Genomic DNA, 16,504 nt, shown 5'->3' on the forward strand with positions numbered 1-16,504 from the left:
GCGCATAACGCTCCTTTTTTTATTAACTATCGCGACGGCGAAAACGACCTCTACGCTTAGCATTTTCAGCCTTACGCTTACGTTTCTCGCCTGCGGTCTCATGGTACTGACAGCGACGAATATCTGCTAGTAAGCCAGCTTTCTGGATTTTTTTCTTAAATCGACGCAGAGCCGATTCAATCCCTTCATTTTCACCAACGATTATTTGAGTCATGCTTATTTGGGTAGCAAAGTATTGTTCTTAATTATGCTGTAGTTTGGCGCATTTTAATTTAGGCGACGGGTATCTAGTTTAGCAAATCTAAGCCCAGATTGTAAAGTCTTATTTTTTTAGTCTCAAATCTAAGTTGGCTTTACGGCACAAAAATAGCTTTTAACATTCCTTCCTGCCGATCTGGATGTAACTGAAATCCTAAATTGCGACAGATACTTTGCATTTTGTCATTGTTATTCAAGATATAACCAATGATCGCACTGAGTTTTTCTTCCTTACCAATCTCAATTAGTCTTCTTAACAACTCTGTGCCTAAGCCTTGATGCTGATAGCGATCGCTAACGATTAGTGCAAATTCGGCTTCGTTTGTACCATGTAACTTACTCAACCTTGCCACCGCCAAAATCTCATGCTCGGAAGTTTGCAGATTTTTAGAATCAGCGACTAAGAGCATTTCGCGATCGTAATCAATGAAGCAAATTCGAGTTAAGCGTTCATGAGCAATCCGCTGCTTGAGCTTAACCATGTGTGCATAACGCAAATAGACACTCTCTTCTGAAAGACTTTGGTGGAAATGCACCATAAGTGGCTCATCTTCAGGACGAATAGGGCGAATCGTGAGGCGATCGCCTTTTAGGGATTCCCACGGCTGCACATACTTAGAAGGATAGGGACGAATGGCAGGCGCAGGGCGTTTGGTAATATCTGCTGTGTGCATTACTACTCGCGCATCTAGAGCAATCATGCCATCAGGCGAAACCATGAGAGGATTGATATCAATTTCGCGAATCTGGGGCTGTTCAACGATTAATTGGCTGAAGTTAACCAATAATTGCTCAAGCTTTGCCAAATTAATCGCCTTTCTACCCCTAACTCCTTGCAAAGCTTGATAGATGCGAGTCTGTTCCATCATGCGCCTCGCAAGAGTTGTATTTAACGGTGGCAAGGCTAATGCGCGATCTTGAAAGATTTCTACAAGCTGACCACCCATGCCAAAGAGCATCACTGCGCCAAACTGAGGATCAAGACTGCTACCTAAGATCAATTCATAGCCATCTGTCTTGACCATCGGTTGCACAGTTACACCCAAAAAGGCTTGAGGATTTATAGCCCGAACTTTGGATGCGATCGCCATAAAAGCGCGAGTAACGGCTGCTGCATCTTCGAGATTAAGACGCACCCCACCCACATCTGTCTTGTGAGTGATAATCTCGGAATGGAGTTTAAGAACAACAGGATAACCTAAACGATCAGCGATTTCTACAGCTTCCAGATCGCTCGTAGCGATTTCGGTTTGTACAGTGGGAATTCCATAGGCTGCGAGTAGTTTCTTGGATTCATACTCAGTTAACAGACTGCGATCGCTACTGATTGCTGGCGCTAAAATCTGCTCGGCAAGAAGGCGATCGGGTGCGTACTGATCGGAATCCACAGGTAAAGAGGGAGTCTCATAAATACTACGCAGATTATAGGTATACCGCCACATATAGTTAAACAGTCTGACGGCAGTATCTGGATAGGGATAGGTGGGAATATTGGCTTGATTGAGGATTTGCGTACCTGTGGCAATTTCGGCTCCGCCCATCCAACTTGTTAAAACTGGTTTGCCTAATTGACTATAAGCCTTGAGCTTTTTCGCAGTCTGTGTAGGGTTTGTCATTGCTTGCGGAGTCAAGATTACGAGTAATCCATCGCTGTTGGGATCATTTGCCACAACCTCTAGGGTTTTAGCATAGCGATCGCTACTTGCATCGCCCAAAATATCGATGGGATTGTGATGGCTCCATTGGGGAGGCAAAAATTGATCTAGCTGCTGCAATGTTTCTGGAGCTAGTTCAGACAATTCACCACCGCCACTGATCAGAGCATCCGTTGCGATCGCGCCAGGCCCCCCAGCATTGGTGACAATTGACAGACGATTTCCCTTAGGTCTTGGTTGTTTGGCGAGAATTTCTGCCATATCAAACAGATCAGAGATTGTATGTACACGTAATACCCCACAACGACGAAATGCTGCATTTAGTACTTCATCGCTACCTGTCAAAGCACCAGTGTGTGAGGCGGCAGCTTTCGCCGCCGCTTCAGTATGCCCAACTTTCAATACAATAATCGGTTTATCCATCGCAACTTCACGGGCTGCCGATAGAAAGGCGTGAGCATCGCCAATTGATTCCATATATAAAACTATACTGTGGGTATGAGGATCGTCACCGAGGTATTCAATCAAATCACCCCATCCTACATCCAGCATTGAGCCAATGGAAACGAAGGCACTAAATCCCACATTTTCGCCTAGGCTCCAGTCCAAAATCGAAGTACAGAGCGCTCCACTTTGACTAATGAAAGCAACGTTACCCGCACGAGCGATCGTGCCCGCAAAGGTGGCATTTAGTCCTGCCAATGGATTCATGACTCCAAGACAATTCGGCCCAATAATTCGCATCCCCCCACTTCTTGCTTCAGTGAGAACTTGCTGTTCTAAAGCTGCTCCCGCCTCGCCAATTTCTTTGAACCCCGCTGAGACAATTATTGAGCCTTTTACCCCGACCGCCACACATTCACGAATCACCTGAGGAACTGTCGCCGCAGGTGTTGCAATTACAACTAGATCGACTACTTCGGGAACACTAGTGATATCTGGGTAGGACTTAATTCCCAATACGCTATGACGCTGCGGATTGACTGGAAAAACAGTGCCACCAAAGGGACTGCGTATTAAATTCCAAAGCAATGTTCTTCCTACACTTCCTTCTCGTTCACTTGCTCCAATCACAGCAACAGAGCGAGGACGAAAAATACAGTCAAGGGGATGCCGATGTCTTTTCCAAATATCATGTGCTGGATCGCCAGCACACATTTGATTTGTTAAATTATTTGTTGAAACTTTCTCCATGCCATTATCCTAAACCTAGATATCAATGCAATTTTCGCGATCAACAAATAGAAGTCAAGAAAAATCCCTACTCTATTTCTTTGACTTAGGAGAAAGGGCTAGGAGATAAGGGATTTTCTTGAGTCATTTAAGGCATGTTAAGTCTTAACTTACGACGAGAGCGATAAATATTGCCATTACTGTGAGCAAAACAGCAAATACAAATTGAGATTTAGAGCGAAGTCTCTCTTCTGTAGTCAGAAGAGTAGGCTCTTCGACATACATCGGTGTCAGAATTGCGTAGTTATTCAGTAGTCCCTGATCATCTACGGTATAACCGCTTGAGATGGGAATACTTGGATTAGGGGTAGGTTCAAAAGTTGTTTCTGTAACTGCTTCTGGAACTTCTACGGAGGGTAGCTCACTGCTATCACTACGACTATCTGCTACCTTCATTTCTTTGCGATTGATGGTATACATATCGGTGATTCCTCAATGAATAGTTTTATCTTTTCACTCTATAATTATACCATTTTCTCTGATGGCAGGATAAAAATAGACACTGAACAAATCAAATATCGCTAGTTAAAATAAAGCGCCAATCACTTTCATCCATGCCATGACTGACCAAACTAGCGATCGCATTAGGAAACACACCCTGATTTGCAAGGGTAATCGCTAAATCATCACCCCTCGGCACACAGAACATATGGGTATATCCAGCGACGGGATCCGAAATCTCAGTAGGCAGACGATCGCCCCACTGTACATGTAGTAATGGCAATATGTCTCCATTACTTTTTAGTTTTAAATCTTTAATACCTTTTAGAGAGAGATAGGAGATATTACCGCGATATTTAATGAGTATCGCTTCTAGCGATCGCATTACTTCCGCATCGACACTATAGATTCCCAATATAGACGAGCAGCGAAACCGCACTAGATTAAACTTCTCATAAACTCGCACAAGACGATTAGGTTTGCCATCACCTGCATTCATCGATATTGTATAACCGCGATCGCATTCTCCTATACAGGAAGTCAAAGCATGATGCAAAATCCTCATCGAAAGATGTTGCCTCTGATAGTCAGGATGGACTTTTAAATCGCAGAGATACCAAGCTAAACGCACTGGTTGATCCTGACGGTAAGGCACTTGTCTTAATATTCCTGCGCCAACAGCCGCTACGCGATCGCCATCCAAAGCGGCAAAATAATGGACATCGCCAAGGCGATCAAAAAAGGCAAAGTAATTATTTCCATGATCGAGTTGAAAGAAATCATTGGCCAAAGGGTAGAAAGCAGTTTGCTCGATCGCTTCAATTCCCGATTGAAATAGAGAACGTTCTGCAAACTCAATGCGATGAAACTTCATGACTGAAACCCTACGACAACTTCACGATAGAAAAAAGAGCGATCGCTTGCAAGCAATTCCTGACTAAGTGAGCGATCAATCGTAATATGCTCTGCCATAATTGCTTCTAAATTATGATCGCCATTGAGTCTCCGTCCGATGATCGCTCCGCCTGATTTTAGGCAAAGAACTATCTCATTCAGCATTTGATGGAGACTGCTCAGAGGCATCCAGTCTGAGATATTAGAAAACTGAATCAGGTCGAATTTTTCTGATGTGGCGAGTTGCTGAAGGCAATCAACAAAAGCGCCCTGATGTAGTTGCAATCGCTCTGTTCCTAATCTGTGAATATCATTTTGAGCAGATGCTTGGAGGTAAAGAGGAACTCCCTCGCCTGTGAGATTTGACGTATAGCGATCGCCACAGACTTGAGTTAAGAAATAATTCTCATTAGGGATAAAGCGCTGTAAGGCTTGGGCAAATACATCGGCAAAATGCTCGCCAAAGCTGCGATCCATCGAGTAGTTAACGGCAGCTTCGCCAAATGTCTGTATGAGGCGATCGCGCTCAAATACCTGCTCAAAAATATCGCGCCATCGTGGATGCTGAATAGCAACTAACGGTTCTTGCAAAGGTTCGATTCCAATCTGGGCAAACTTTTCTGCAAGTTGGTGAAATAGTTGCTCAAAACGTCCGACTCGGTTAACGCCAAACTCAATCTGTTCTGGTCTTACGTCCCAAAATGCCTTTGTGCTGAGTGGCAAATTTGAACTGAAGCTGGCATAGATGCTGAGCCAATCGCGATCGCTAGCAGATTTGTCAGCACCAATTAATTGCAATTGGTCATCTAAAGATAAATGCAGTAAGGCTTGGCGACGTAGTTCGACGAGATGTAGTTGGGCGGGATTAAGATCTACTGCCTCGATTTTTGCGATCGCAGGGTTTGACAGCAAACTTAAGGCGGTGCAACCACCTGAAGCCACCAAAAGCACCCTTAATGGATTTTGTTGGCGCTTGGCTAACTCTTGGATTACGCGCAATTCAATCCGAGGATCTTCTCGCACTTGCGAGAAGGCTATTTCTGAGGTGATTTCCGAACTGGAGCTACAAGTCACGATATAAACTCCAGAAATAGTGAGCACCAAGCATTAAACCTTGCAATACTTGCCGACGAGTACGCAGATCTTCCCAACCTGCTTCTGCTAATAACAGCAAGTCTCTCGCATGTACAGTATCCAGTTTTTCATGGAATGCATAGTGTGATTGACTACCCGTCGCTGTCCAGCCTCGTTGATGTAAGGTTCTGGCGATCGCGGCACTGATGCCAATATAGAGATATTCAATCATGCCAAGCATCGCGGCTCCCGATTCTCCTGACTGCATTAGGCAATAGGTCAAAATCGATTGATTAAAAGCTAATACTGGCATCGTACAAGGTGAATTTAATTCGCATTCAGTTGCACCCAAAGCACGAAGATACTGCTGAAAAGTGTATTTGTGCGATCGCCAGCGATCTTCATGACCATGCTCTTCGGTAATATTTGCTAGTAATGGCAAGCGTGTCTCTAGAGTCTCCGTTCGGGCTAACACCGCAGCTAATGGCTGAGAAAAAGACTCAACAGCAAAACGAAATGGAAGTTGGCTGCGCCGAAAAGAATCGCGATCAGTTGTGGGATCTTCCATCCAGAGCATATAGGGATGGCTATTAAAGTCATAAACCTCTGCGATGCACAATACGGCTGATTGCAGAGATGGCAACTTGCCTAAATCTTCGAGAGCCAATTCAGGATATTGCTGGATTCTCGGATTAGCGATCGGGTTTGCGATTAAAGTTTGCATATTCATTTCCTGCGTCAATTAATCACCACAGTACCGACGGGCTGACGCTTCAAGCTGGCGGCGATAAAGTCTTGTACAAAAGAGAAATAAGAAGGAATGTATGGTGCTCCCTGTTGAATGAGATCTGACTTTAGCTCTTGATGAAGGCGTGGTAAATGATACCAAGGTACGGCGGGGTAAAGATGATGCTCTAAATGATAGTTTTCATTACACATAAAAAATCTCACCAAAGGAATCGTCAAAATCGTGCGGGTTCCACGAACTAAATCTGCCTCATGTTCGAGCAATGTGTGCTGACTCATCCCGCGAATATTGACCATTGTATTAATCCAAAGCATCGGAATCAACCAACCATGAATTAAGAATGCTTTAGGAATAGGCGATCGCAGCACCCCAATCACCAATAAGCCCAGCAAAGCTACTTCGATCGCAATCCATACCCGTTCTGATTTATTTCCCTGCCAAAATCCAAGGATCGGAATCGCAATAATGTAAACAGGATAACCAATAATCAATCTACCCCAATGCATCAAAAATGTTAGCCAGTTCCATTTGGTGTAGTTTTTGTAATGGTCGGGATCACCTTCTATACCTAAGTGTTTGTGATGCTTGAGATGTAACACTTTGTAAGATGAGAAGTTTTGCCCAACGGGTAATGCGCAAAGAATACTCAGCCATCGATTCCAATGCAAATTACGACTTAGTACTCCATGTACGCCTTCGTGGGTGAACAGGCTAATACCATGTAAAGAAGCTGCTGCTAATAAATACAGAGGTAAACAGAGAATGTATACCCAAGGTATAGCGATCGCCTGTACCAAGACATACAATGCCAACGCTGCTGCCAAGTACAAAGCGATGAAGATTGGCAAGCGTTGAGGATGCTGATCAAGGCTATGCAATTGCTTGAGCAGTTCGGGATCTAGCTTTGGCTTTTCTATCTCTTCACGAGTCTTATCCTGCTCAGGGCTAAGATTTTCCTTGTCTGAGAATTGTTGTGTTTTCATAGACCGAAGGATTTCCACAAAAAAGAATTAAAATGAGTTGCATTTATGAAATCTTATCTTTCATTCCTATTTTAATTGTGTTCGATCTAAGTTGACATAGTGGTGACTCTCATCACAGGCGATCGATGATATTTAACTAAACTTTTGCACTCGCTGCGATCGCAAAAAAAGTAAGGACAGAAATTCTGCTAAATCAATGAGTCCTTGTGCTTCTTGTGTTTCGTTTTGTGATAGCGTATGCCCTAAATCTTGGCAATCGAGTAAAAACTGTAGCCTTGTATGAACTGCTTCTGGAAGCTGAAATTTGGTTGGTTCGATGGGGATTTCTACAACTTCAGGCATAAAAGTAATGTACTAAGTGCAAGTTGATTGATTTAGTATGAGGTATTGTCAGAAGGCGCGATCGCCTCTCTCATAAAATCAGCTTACCAAAAGTGCGATCGCCTAATCTTGCAGCTAAAAGTGAGTTATGATTTATTTACAATCTAAAATCCTTCATGAATTGTGACAGATAGTAAAGATAAAAGTAAAACATCACGGCATGGTGCTGTAAGTCCCGATGATTGTATAAAAATGGGTAGAAAGTATGAGTGGAAGCTTAAAGATATTGTTTTGAGAACCGATCGACCGATTTTAAAGGTGGATTGTGTGTTTGAAGGTGATACAGAATTTCCTAGTTACGGAGAGAAAGAAAATGAGTAAATATATTATCTATCGGGCTGGTTGGGGACATGATTGGGACAAACGCAAGTTTGCTCATAGCAACTCTTTGACTGATATTCTTTGTGAAAATTTTGATGATTCTAATGCACCGATTCCACAGGTTGGCGATCGCCCAACGGTATTTGTGCGAGTTGCTGATGCTGTCGATCCTGTGATTCATGGTGAGGAGGGTAAAACCCATTCCCGTGATGCGGATTGGATTGTTGATCGCGTTGATATTTTCGAGAGTAAGTCGGAGTCGTCTGAATACGATTTGGTGGTGATTTGCTATTGTAAGTACGATCCGATCGCTGCGGATTTGTATGTGATCGCTGAGGGTAATTTGGGAGATCGTTCTGAACAACAAAAGATTTTGGTTAATGTGTAAACAAGCTAAAAACTAGAGGTGATTGTTTGAGATTTCTAAATTTAAGCGGCGATCGTCTTCTCCATAAAATAATCTAACTAAAAGGCAAGGGCAATTCATGAATTGCCCTTGCCTTTTTAGGATTTAGAGAATTCCTTCTTTTTGCGCCATTGAAATCATCAAATCCACCACACGACAGGAATATCCCCACTCATTGTCATACCAAGAGACAACCTTAAAGAAGTTGGGATTTAGTTCCATACCTGCGCCAGCATCAAAGATACTCGATCGCGAATCTCCTTTAAAATCTGTCGAGACAACCTCCTCATCCGTATAGCCGAGAATGTCCTTTAACGAATCCTCTGAAGCCGCTTTCATCGCTGTACAGATTTCCTTGTAACTAGTGGCTTTTTCAGTCCTAAACGTCAGATCTACCACTGATACATCAGGTGTAGGTACACGCATAGCCATTCCCGTCAGCTTCCCTTTCAGTTCAGGCAGCACCAAAGCTACAGCCTTCGCAGCACCTGTAGAAGCAGGAATGATGTTTTGACTAGCACCACGTCCACCGCGCCAGTCTTTTTTGCTTGGCCCGTCTACTGTTGGCTGAGTCGCTGTCATCGCATGAATAGTCGTCATCAATCCTTCTGCAATCCCAAAATTATCATTGAGAACCTTCGCAATCGGTGCTAAGCAATTGGTGGTGCAACTTGCATTAGAAACGATCAAATCAGTTTCAGGATTGAACTTAGTATGATTGACTCCAACCAACAATGTTGGAACCTTTTCGGGATCTTTTGTGGGAGCAGAAATGATTACTCGCTTTGCGCCAGCATTAATATGTGCGATCGCACCAGCATAGTCAGTAAATAAGCCCGTGGACTCTACCACATAGTCGGCTTTTAGCTCGCCCCAAGGCAATTCTGATGGGTTGCGAATCGCCGAGCAAGGAACAAACCTGCCATCAATTTCGATGCCGTCTGCTTGAGATGCGATCGCACCGTCATAGAGTCCATGAGTAGAGTCATGTTTGAGAAGATAAGCGAGGTTATCAGAAGGAACTAGATCATTGATTCCGACAATCTCGATTTCGGGATGCTTGGCAGCAACGCGAACCACTAATCGTCCAATTCTGCCAAATCCATTAATGCCAATTCTGAGTTTAGCCATATTTTGCTTATCCAGCCTACCTATAGTGCTTCGCGATTATGCTAACCCAAGTTCTATAGTCAAAAAACTCTAAAACATTAATATGTCAGGATTTGAACATATAAATATAGCGATCCCCAGCCCTTATGTCAGCAATATCTCATTTACTTGGAGCTTTTAGTCTTAGACAAAGGGAAATTTTTTGGTTTAAAGTTGATACATCTTAACTTGTTAAATTCAGGTTACTTCTATGAGCTTTTTTTATAATGCTTACTTTCTGAAAACCCAGCAGCCGATCGCTAAAGTGCAAGAAAAACTTCCAAAGCCTGAGCCAATTCTTAATTCAGACTGGATTGTCTGTGATTTTGGCGATCGCTATATGGATGGAATATTCGAGGGAGAGGAATATTTAACCCAAGAGTTTTCAGAAGAATTTGGTGAGGTGATTTTCATTGCGATCGACACTAGCAATGATCAATTAGATTATGAACATTCTCTAGATGGCGTGATTTTGCGCAAACTGGCTTGGCTTTCCGATGGTTGCCAATCTACTTGGATGTGTGTAGAAGGTGAAATGGAAGATTGGGAACGAACTACAGTCTTTTCTGCGAATAATTTAAATCGCACTAGAGAAATGATTCGCTACGATCGCCATTTACAATTGTTGCCTGCTGACGAACTTGAGGTCAAAGAGCAGGAATTGCAAACCATTTGGAATAATCATCAGTACATGCTTAACGGTCAATTGCCTTCGGGAGATGCCACCTTAGGGATGGTAATTCAACAACATTTCTTTGGTATTACATATCCCCAAAGAGTATGAAGTGGTGCTTTGCACTCTTTTGGTTTTACGCAAAATCACGTTAAAGTAGTCCTACATCTAAATATTCAGTCTATTAGGATGACAAATTTTATGTCTCGTTTACCTCTTGCCTTAGCAACCGCCTTTAGCCGCCGCAACGCCCTCAAAATTATTAGCGGCATCCAAAACTTCGATCGCAACTCCGTGAAAATGGTCGTGCAAGCAGCCGATCGCGGTGGCGCTACTTTTGTTGATATCGCTGCTGATGCTGAACTAATTGCGATCGCTAAGGCTAATTGCTCTTTGCCTATTTGTGTATCCGCAGTCGAAGCTCATAAGTTAGCAGAAGCTGTTGCTAATGGTGCAGATCTAGTCGAAATCGGTAACTACGATAGTTTCTATGCGCAAGGTCGGATTTTTACCGCCGATGAAATCATTGCTTTGACTGCCGAAACTAGAGCATTATTGCCTCATACAGCCATCTCGGTAACAGTTCCTCACACCTTGCCTCTAGATGAGCAAGTCACTCTCGCTGAGAAACTCGAAGCGATCGGTGCTGACATCATTCAAACTGAAGGCGGCACAAGCTCGGCTCCAACTCATGCGGGTATCCTCGGTGCAATTGAAAAAGCATCACCTACTCTTGCTGCTGCCCATGCCATCAGCCGCGCTGTATCAATCCCCGTCCTTTGCGCTTCTGGCTTGAGCAATATCACTGCACCGATGGCGATCGCTGCTGGAGCTTCGGGTGTTGGTGTTGGTTCCGCAGTTAACCAATTGAATGATGTTGTTTCTATGATTGCGACTGTTCGCGCTCTGAAAGAATCATTGGGAGAAGTAATCAATAGTAATGTTTCAAAGTAAGTGGCAAGTGAATAAATAAATTCCCTTCCCAGTGAATAATACCAATTCACAAAAGTGTGGCAACACTTCTGTGAATTGAAAACCAAGCCCTGTAAGGGTTTTAAAACCACAAAATGGCTACGCCATTTTGTGGTTTGGAATAATTAGGGGTGCATGGCTTTGCCGCGCACCCCTAATTATTCACTTCATAAAGCCGAAAAGCAAAAATAAGGTCTTACTCTAGTAATGTTTAATTCTTTGACGATCTCATTTGACATAAACCTCGATTTGAGCGATTATAGACAAGCTAATAAATTAGCAAATTTCTGGGGCTATAGCGCAGTTGGTAGCGCATCTCAATGGCATTGAGAGGGCCAGCGGTTCGAATCCGCTTAGCTCCATACTAAAATAGGGAAAGCACTTTGCGCTTTCCCTATTTTTTGTGCTAAGAAATTATGTATCAATTGATGTCTAGTGCTGCTGTGGCAGCGATCGCTTTTTTTGTTGCTGCACATCCGCCCCAACCAGTTAAAGCGCAAACGCCACCCCTTCGCGCTTACCAGCCTAAAGCCACAGCGAGCGCTAGGGATGCCCAGATACTTGACCAACAGCAGAAAGCGAATCCTAGCAGGTTTGATCTTAAGAAATATCCTCTAACTGAAAGCAATGCCTCGCATTGGCAAGAATCTCTATGGGCGATCGGCGTTTTAGCCCCTGAACAAGACTATGCCCTGCAAGCCTTAGAAAATGTTTTGCAGATGACAACAGCCGCAAATCTCACCGACCCGCAAAAGGGGATTATTGACACGGCGATCCAAGTTGCCACACAGCTTTATACTCTCAAACCTGCGATTTATGGCAAGCTTAAGCCGCATTTTTTGCGCACCATTGATTATAGTAATGACCCACAGTGGGTGGCGATTTCTCTGGCAGCGATCGCAAAGTCAGTCATTTATCCATCGGCAAATATCTCCCAAAGCCAAATCGATAAACTGATTCTCAAGGTGCAGCAACGCTTTCCTAACTGGTCGCAGGATCTCCATTTGCTAACTACAATCAAAAATATTCAAGGCGATCGCCAACTTGCAAAAAAAATACCAATTCCCAATCTCACAGATTTATTGAAATGGCAAATCGCACCACAACAGGCGCATATGTATGTTCTTTGTCGTCCTAATCGCGATATTTTGTGCCTAGCAGTTTTAAAGGATCGTCAGGGGCAATTTGTTAGACAAAATAAGCAACTGTGGTCAGCACCGTTACTGCTTCAGTCTATTCATAATCTCGATTGGAATTTTAGCAATGGTCGTACTCCACAAGGGATTTATCGTATGGAGGGCATTTCTCGACAACCAGATGATGAAGTGTTTCACGCCTATGGACAGTTTTCGCTGGTAAATTTATTTTTACCCTTTGAGGATGGCGTGAATGCTTTTTTGCCACAACAAAAAGGTAAGTTTACAGGTGATTTACAAGCCTATCAAATGCTTTTACCGCCCACATGGCGTACTTATGAGCCAATCCAGCAAGCTTATTTGGCTGGGACTATGGGGCGATCGCTATTTCGGATTCATGGCAGTGGTGCTGCGATCGACTTTTTCCGTAACAAACCCGCAGTGGTTAACCAAAAAAACTTTGATTGGAATGCTACTCTTGGCTGTTTGTCGGCGCTAGAAATTTACGATGATCGCGGCAGTTTACTCAAAGCTGATATGCCAAAAATTCTCAATGCTTTAAATACTGTGGGCAAAGGCAAAATTGATGGCTATTTAATCGTTGTGGATGTCCCGAATCCATCGAATGAGCCAGTGACAATTGCTGAAGTTGCTAAATATCTAGCCCCCAGCGCTTTGCGCTCAAACCCGAACTAATACCAAAACACAAAGTGGCGCAGCCATTTTGCGTTTTTACAACCCTTACATGTTCTGGGTTTTAATTCACAGAAGTGTTGTCACACTTTTGTGAATTGGTATAAGAGATTTTGTAAAAGCGTTGCGAAGCAACGCTTTTACAAAATCTCTTAGGGTTACTTCTGCTCGACGCTACCAGCACGAAAAACACGACCGATTACTTCTTCGATCGCAGGTTCGTTTACCGAGAGATCCAGAATTTCTAATTCGGCAAGAATTTGCGAAACAGCCTTAGTTAATTTTTCTCGTGGCACTAAGAAACAAACTGCTTGACCATCAATATTTAAGATTTGACCATATTTCTGTAAACCTTCGGGATCGATAATTGGTTGGGATAGCTCCACGCGCACTTCTCGATAAGGTGCAAAATTATTATGCAGTCCTTCGAGGCTGCCATCATAGATCAGACCACCTTCATGGATCAGTAATACCCGCTTACATAAAGCCGTAATGTCTGCCATATAGTGACTTGTTAATATAATCGTCGCTTGGTAGCGCTGATTATATTCCCGCAAAAATTCCCTCACACTTGCTTGAGCATTCACATCTAAGCCCAAAGTTGGTTCATCTAAAAATAAAACTTGGGGCTGATGTAATAAAGCCGCTAATAATTCTGCCTTCATGCGCTCGCCGAGGGAGAGCTTGCGTATAGGCTGCGAGAGTTTACCTTCCAGCGATAGCATTTCTGTCAGCTCACCGAGGCGATGCTTAAATAATTTGTCAGGGATGTCATACACCGCCGCATTCATTTTTAAAGAATCTAGGGCTGGCAGATCCCAAATTAATTGTTGTTTCTGCCCCATGACTAAGGTGATTTTTTGCAAAAAACTCGTGTCTCGATCAAAGGGAATATGCCCTGCCACTTGGACATGCCCTGATGATGGATGGATTAAGCCCGTTAGCATTTTTAGCGTCGTGGTTTTGCCTGCACCGTTTGGCCCCAAAAAGCCGACCATTTCCCCCGATGCGATCGCAAAGGAAATATCTTTAACTGCTGCGATCGATCGATATTGACGATGCCAAAAGTGTCTAAGAGTGCCAGCTATTCCCGCATCTTTGACCGCAATTTTATAAATTTTACTCAAACCCTCAACTGTAACCATTGCCATAGCACTCTAACCAAGATGCATTCTGATATACTGTCAACAATATCAATGTCTTTCATTAATATTGTTCATTGATTAAATTGATTAAGTAGAGTTGAATCAACAATTCTGTAAAGACACAATCAAAAAAGAGTTAATGTTGATTAGGCAAATATTCTTAACCTTATCCTACTATTAAGGTTTTAGAAATTTTATGATTGCATTAGCAATTGATCGTTCTAAATGGGCTTAATTCTCAAAGGTATTGAGTTTTGATGACGATTTACGCTAACGCACAACTGGAAAACAAGGAAAGCAGTCATGGTAAAAGTCCTCGTAGTGGACGATAGTCCGATGGTGTTGGAGATGGTCTCAGCACATTTGAAACAACACGGTATAGAAGTTACGGAAGCAAATAACGGTGCTGAGGCAGTTGAAAAGCTCAAAGCTTTTACTCCCGATCTCGTTGTTACCGATGTGGTCATGCCTCAAATGAATGGGTATGAGTTATGCCGTTGGATAAAAAATAATGCCTCTACGAAGAATGTACCCGTAATTATGTGTACAACCAAAAGTGAGGAATTTGATAAGTACTGGGGCATGAAGCAGGGGGCAGATGCTTACTTAACTAAGCCCTATCATCCACCTGAATTAATCAAAACAATTAAGCAGTTACTTAACCAAATCAACTAAAAACATAGAGGGGCGCATTGCGCCCCTCTATGTTTTATTCGGTAATTTTTTTGTCCCTGCGTCGTGCGGAGGCTATTTGTTGAGGATCAACGCCTTCAAATGTGGGCGGCAACCAAACCCTGACTACTAATAGTAGGGCTAGAGCAATTAAAAAAGCACATGTAGCCATGACTTGCTTCCATTCGACTTCTAACAATCCTTTAACAATCACTTCTCGCAATACAGAAACGATGGTGACTTCTACGGAAACTCCTATCGAAACTCGCTGTTCTTGAAGATAAATAATTAATAGCCGAAATAATTCCACTAAAATGAGGATGAATAAAATATCTGCTGTGATGTCATGAAAGTGCAAGGTGGTTATTAACGATAGAAAAATCTCTTTAAGTTGCAACACCATGACGCAAAACAGTCCAATACAAAGAGAGATCGCGATCGCGTCTTGTACCAACTCTAAAGTTTTGACAATTCGACTACGCACAACTTTGCCATCCCATGTAGTGATTAGCTGATCTTTATCTGGGTCAACTGAATGCTGCATATTTGATTCCATTTATTATGAAACTTTGACACAAAGTATCATAGTTTATGCTTATAGGACAATTAATTTGCTATCAAATATTCATATATAGTAGAACTAATTCGCTTATGAGATTAGATTGTTTGAGAGAGTGTGCCCCAAGGATCACACTCTCTCAAACAATCTAGAATTAATCTCGTAATGTTCCAGTCGAAGATCATTAGCTCACAGTAGGTTTGCGCTTCTCTCGGTTTAAAAAATATGGACTTTAAATTTTATTTAGGCTGTGCGGTTTGGGCTTATAAAGGTTGGGTTGGTGATTTTTATCCTAGGGGGAGTCGCTCAACGGAGTTTTTACAGCTCTATAGCGATCGCTTAGTAACAGTAGAGGTAAATTCAACTTTTTATGTGATCCCCGATCGCCAAACTGTTGAGCGCTGGGCAAAGGATACTCCCGCAAATTTTAAGTTTTGCCCAAAGTTTCCAAAACAGTTAACCCATAATGGTTTGCTATTGCCATATCTGGATCAGGCGTTACATTTTTTAGGTTTAATGTCTGGATTTGGCGATCGCTTAGGTGTGCTATTTGTCCAACTGCCACCGAGCTATAGCCCAGTTAATTTTGTTGATTTAGAAAGTTTTCTCAGAGCTTTGCCGACAAAAAACTATCAAATTGCTCTAGAAGTCCGTCATGGGGATTGGTTTAAAGCGCCCCATTGCGATCGCCTGAATGCGCTATTACAAAAACTTGGTATTGGTCGAGTGTTACTCGATTCTCGACCAATATACGATCTACCCTTAGGCGATGAAATTGATCCCGCGCTGTCGATACCTGTGCAGCAGGAACGTCGCAAGCCAAATTTACCTTTGCAACCATTGGTGACAGCCCCCTTTAGCATTGTGCGTTTTATTAGCCATCCCGATCGCGATTTAAATATTCGCTTTTGGCAAGAATGGGTGACTTATTTGCAAGAATGGTTAGCCAATGGAACTCAAATTTATTTTTTTATGCATTGTCCTATCGAAGAGCGATCGCCGCATAATGCTAAATATTTTCAGGAAATGTTAGAAAAAGCAAATGTTCCTGTGCCAGCATTGCCTTGGAATGATCTAACTCCGCCACCGCAACAATTAACACTATTTTGAT

Annotated in this window: 18 protein-coding genes and 1 tRNA gene; 8 read left to right on the plus strand and 11 right to left on the minus strand. The window is 42.8% G+C overall.

The window, feature by feature from the left end; genetic code table 11:
• Nucleotides 1-22: 22 nt before the first annotated feature.
• The 8 genes from rpsU to CQ839_RS06030 all read right to left on the minus strand — a co-directional run bounded on the left by rpsU (nt 23) and on the right by CQ839_RS06030 (nt 7,628).
• Nucleotides 23-214, minus strand: coding sequence for a 30S ribosomal protein S21 (gene rpsU, locus CQ839_RS05995; RefSeq protein ID WP_094532977.1), 192 nt, complete (start codon nt 212-214; stop codon nt 23-25).
• A gap of 139 nt (nt 215-353) precedes the next feature.
• Nucleotides 354-3,107: a bifunctional acetate--CoA ligase family protein/GNAT family N-acetyltransferase gene (locus tag CQ839_RS06000; protein ID WP_258040639.1), complete on the minus strand. Its 2,754-nt coding sequence runs from the start codon at nt 3,105-3,107 to the stop codon at nt 354-356.
• A gap of 144 nt (nt 3,108-3,251) precedes the next feature.
• The gene (locus CQ839_RS06005; protein ID WP_103667357.1) at nt 3,252-3,566 is read right to left on the minus strand and encodes a hypothetical protein; all 315 of its coding nucleotides are present in this window, start codon (nt 3,564-3,566) and stop codon (nt 3,252-3,254) included.
• A gap of 91 nt (nt 3,567-3,657) precedes the next feature.
• Nucleotides 3,658-4,461 carry a GNAT family N-acetyltransferase gene (locus CQ839_RS06010; RefSeq protein ID WP_103667358.1) on the minus strand — a complete coding sequence of 268 codons (804 nt, stop codon included), beginning with the start codon at nt 4,459-4,461 and terminating at the stop codon, nt 3,658-3,660.
• Nucleotides 4,458-5,555, minus strand: a complete 1,098-nt coding sequence (locus tag CQ839_RS06015; protein WP_219817730.1) for a DUF3419 family protein — start codon at nt 5,553-5,555, stop codon at nt 4,458-4,460. Before CQ839_RS06015 ends, CQ839_RS06010 begins: the two co-directional genes overlap by 4 nt.
• Complete coding sequence (locus CQ839_RS06020; protein WP_103667359.1) at nt 5,545-6,279, minus strand: iron-containing redox enzyme family protein; 735 nt, start codon at nt 6,277-6,279, stop codon at nt 5,545-5,547. Before CQ839_RS06020 ends, CQ839_RS06015 begins: the two co-directional genes overlap by 11 nt.
• Nucleotides 6,280-6,293: 14 nt before the next feature.
• Entirely contained in the window at nt 6,294-7,286 is a 993-nt protein-coding gene (locus tag CQ839_RS06025; protein ID WP_103667360.1) for a fatty acid desaturase, read from the minus strand.
• Between the two features lie 132 nt (nt 7,287-7,418).
• Nucleotides 7,419-7,628: a hypothetical protein gene (locus CQ839_RS06030; protein ID WP_103667361.1), complete on the minus strand. Its 210-nt coding sequence runs from the start codon at nt 7,626-7,628 to the stop codon at nt 7,419-7,421.
• A gap of 162 nt (nt 7,629-7,790) precedes the next feature.
• Between CQ839_RS06030 and CQ839_RS06035 the strand changes: the two genes are divergently transcribed.
• A complete protein-coding gene (locus CQ839_RS06035) occupies nt 7,791-7,988 on the plus strand; it encodes a hypothetical protein (RefSeq protein WP_258040640.1) in 198 nt (65 codons plus the stop codon).
• Nucleotides 7,981-8,376, plus strand: coding sequence for a hypothetical protein (locus CQ839_RS06040; RefSeq protein ID WP_103667363.1), 396 nt, complete (start codon nt 7,981-7,983; stop codon nt 8,374-8,376). Before CQ839_RS06035 ends, CQ839_RS06040 begins: the two co-directional genes overlap by 8 nt.
• Before the next feature lie 123 nt (nt 8,377-8,499).
• Here the strand turns inward: CQ839_RS06040 and gap are convergent, their stop codons facing one another.
• Nucleotides 8,500-9,525 (minus strand): type I glyceraldehyde-3-phosphate dehydrogenase, encoded by a 1,026-nt coding sequence (gene gap / locus CQ839_RS06045; protein ID WP_103667364.1) that lies wholly within the window; start codon nt 9,523-9,525, stop codon nt 8,500-8,502.
• A 229-nt stretch (nt 9,526-9,754) separates the two neighbouring features.
• Between gap and CQ839_RS06050 the strand changes: the two genes are divergently transcribed.
• From CQ839_RS06050 to CQ839_RS06065, 4 genes are all read left to right on the plus strand, one after another.
• Nucleotides 9,755-10,327, plus strand: coding sequence for a hypothetical protein (locus CQ839_RS06050; protein WP_103667365.1), 573 nt, complete (start codon nt 9,755-9,757; stop codon nt 10,325-10,327).
• Between the two features lie 90 nt (nt 10,328-10,417).
• Nucleotides 10,418-11,170, plus strand: a complete 753-nt coding sequence (locus tag CQ839_RS06055; protein WP_103667366.1) for a DUF561 domain-containing protein — start codon at nt 10,418-10,420, stop codon at nt 11,168-11,170.
• A 307-nt stretch (nt 11,171-11,477) separates the two neighbouring features.
• A tRNA-Ala gene (locus CQ839_RS06060) sits at nt 11,478-11,550 on the plus strand.
• A gap of 54 nt (nt 11,551-11,604) precedes the next feature.
• Nucleotides 11,605-13,020, plus strand: a complete 1,416-nt coding sequence (locus CQ839_RS06065) for a hypothetical protein (RefSeq protein WP_103667367.1) — start codon at nt 11,605-11,607, stop codon at nt 13,018-13,020.
• Between the two features lie 155 nt (nt 13,021-13,175).
• On the opposite strand, the gene CQ839_RS06070 is transcribed toward CQ839_RS06065, so the two are convergent.
• Nucleotides 13,176-14,168, minus strand: coding sequence for an ATP-binding cassette domain-containing protein (locus tag CQ839_RS06070; protein ID WP_103667368.1), 993 nt, complete (start codon nt 14,166-14,168; stop codon nt 13,176-13,178).
• A gap of 297 nt (nt 14,169-14,465) precedes the next feature.
• Between CQ839_RS06070 and CQ839_RS06075 the strand changes: the two genes are divergently transcribed.
• Nucleotides 14,466-14,837: a PleD family two-component system response regulator gene (locus CQ839_RS06075; protein ID WP_103667369.1), complete on the plus strand. Its 372-nt coding sequence runs from the start codon at nt 14,466-14,468 to the stop codon at nt 14,835-14,837.
• Between the two features lie 34 nt (nt 14,838-14,871).
• Here CQ839_RS06075 and CQ839_RS06080 read toward each other — a convergent pair whose 3' ends face one another.
• Complete coding sequence (locus CQ839_RS06080; RefSeq protein WP_103667370.1) at nt 14,872-15,378, minus strand: phosphate-starvation-inducible PsiE family protein; 507 nt, start codon at nt 15,376-15,378, stop codon at nt 14,872-14,874.
• Between the two features lie 240 nt (nt 15,379-15,618).
• Here CQ839_RS06080 and CQ839_RS06085 point away from each other — a divergent pair, with 240 nt between their 5' ends.
• Entirely contained in the window at nt 15,619-16,503 is an 885-nt protein-coding gene (locus CQ839_RS06085) for a DUF72 domain-containing protein (RefSeq protein WP_103667371.1), read from the plus strand.
• Nucleotide 16,504 lies beyond the last annotated feature (1 nt).

Origin of the sequence: Pseudanabaena sp. BC1403, from assembly GCF_002914585.1 — a bacterium.
In the GTDB taxonomy this organism is placed as follows: domain Bacteria; phylum Cyanobacteriota; class Cyanobacteriia; order Pseudanabaenales; family Pseudanabaenaceae; genus Pseudanabaena.

What these genes read in the sequence shown, in the direction of transcription:
- CQ839_RS06070 (WP_103667368.1), bottom strand. Translation starts at nt 14,168, where the DNA reads ATGGCAATGGTTACAGTTGAGGGTTTGAGTAAAATTTATAAAATTGCG.
- CQ839_RS06005 (WP_103667357.1), bottom strand. Translation starts at nt 3,566, where the DNA reads ATGTATACCATCAATCGCAAAGAAATGAAGGTAGCAGATAGTCGTAGT.
- CQ839_RS06085 (WP_103667371.1), top strand. Translation starts at nt 15,619, where the DNA reads ATGGACTTTAAATTTTATTTAGGCTGTGCGGTTTGGGCTTATAAAGGT.
- CQ839_RS06075 (WP_103667369.1), top strand. Translation starts at nt 14,466, where the DNA reads ATGGTAAAAGTCCTCGTAGTGGACGATAGTCCGATGGTGTTGGAGATG.
- CQ839_RS06050 (WP_103667365.1), top strand. Translation starts at nt 9,755, where the DNA reads ATGAGCTTTTTTTATAATGCTTACTTTCTGAAAACCCAGCAGCCGATC.
- CQ839_RS06010 (WP_103667358.1), bottom strand. Translation starts at nt 4,461, where the DNA reads ATGAAGTTTCATCGCATTGAGTTTGCAGAACGTTCTCTATTTCAATCG.
- CQ839_RS06025 (WP_103667360.1), bottom strand. Translation starts at nt 7,286, where the DNA reads ATGAAAACACAACAATTCTCAGACAAGGAAAATCTTAGCCCTGAGCAG.
- CQ839_RS06065 (WP_103667367.1), top strand. Translation starts at nt 11,605, where the DNA reads ATGTATCAATTGATGTCTAGTGCTGCTGTGGCAGCGATCGCTTTTTTT.
- gap (WP_103667364.1), bottom strand. Translation starts at nt 9,525, where the DNA reads ATGGCTAAACTCAGAATTGGCATTAATGGATTTGGCAGAATTGGACGA.
- rpsU (WP_094532977.1), bottom strand. Translation starts at nt 214, where the DNA reads ATGACTCAAATAATCGTTGGTGAAAATGAAGGGATTGAATCGGCTCTG.
- CQ839_RS06000 (WP_258040639.1), bottom strand. Translation starts at nt 3,107, where the DNA reads ATGGAGAAAGTTTCAACAAATAATTTAACAAATCAAATGTGTGCTGGC.
- CQ839_RS06040 (WP_103667363.1), top strand. Translation starts at nt 7,981, where the DNA reads ATGAGTAAATATATTATCTATCGGGCTGGTTGGGGACATGATTGGGAC.
- CQ839_RS06080 (WP_103667370.1), bottom strand. Translation starts at nt 15,378, where the DNA reads ATGCAGCATTCAGTTGACCCAGATAAAGATCAGCTAATCACTACATGG.
- CQ839_RS06055 (WP_103667366.1), top strand. Translation starts at nt 10,418, where the DNA reads ATGTCTCGTTTACCTCTTGCCTTAGCAACCGCCTTTAGCCGCCGCAAC.
- CQ839_RS06020 (WP_103667359.1), bottom strand. Translation starts at nt 6,279, where the DNA reads ATGCAAACTTTAATCGCAAACCCGATCGCTAATCCGAGAATCCAGCAA.
- CQ839_RS06030 (WP_103667361.1), bottom strand. Translation starts at nt 7,628, where the DNA reads ATGCCTGAAGTTGTAGAAATCCCCATCGAACCAACCAAATTTCAGCTT.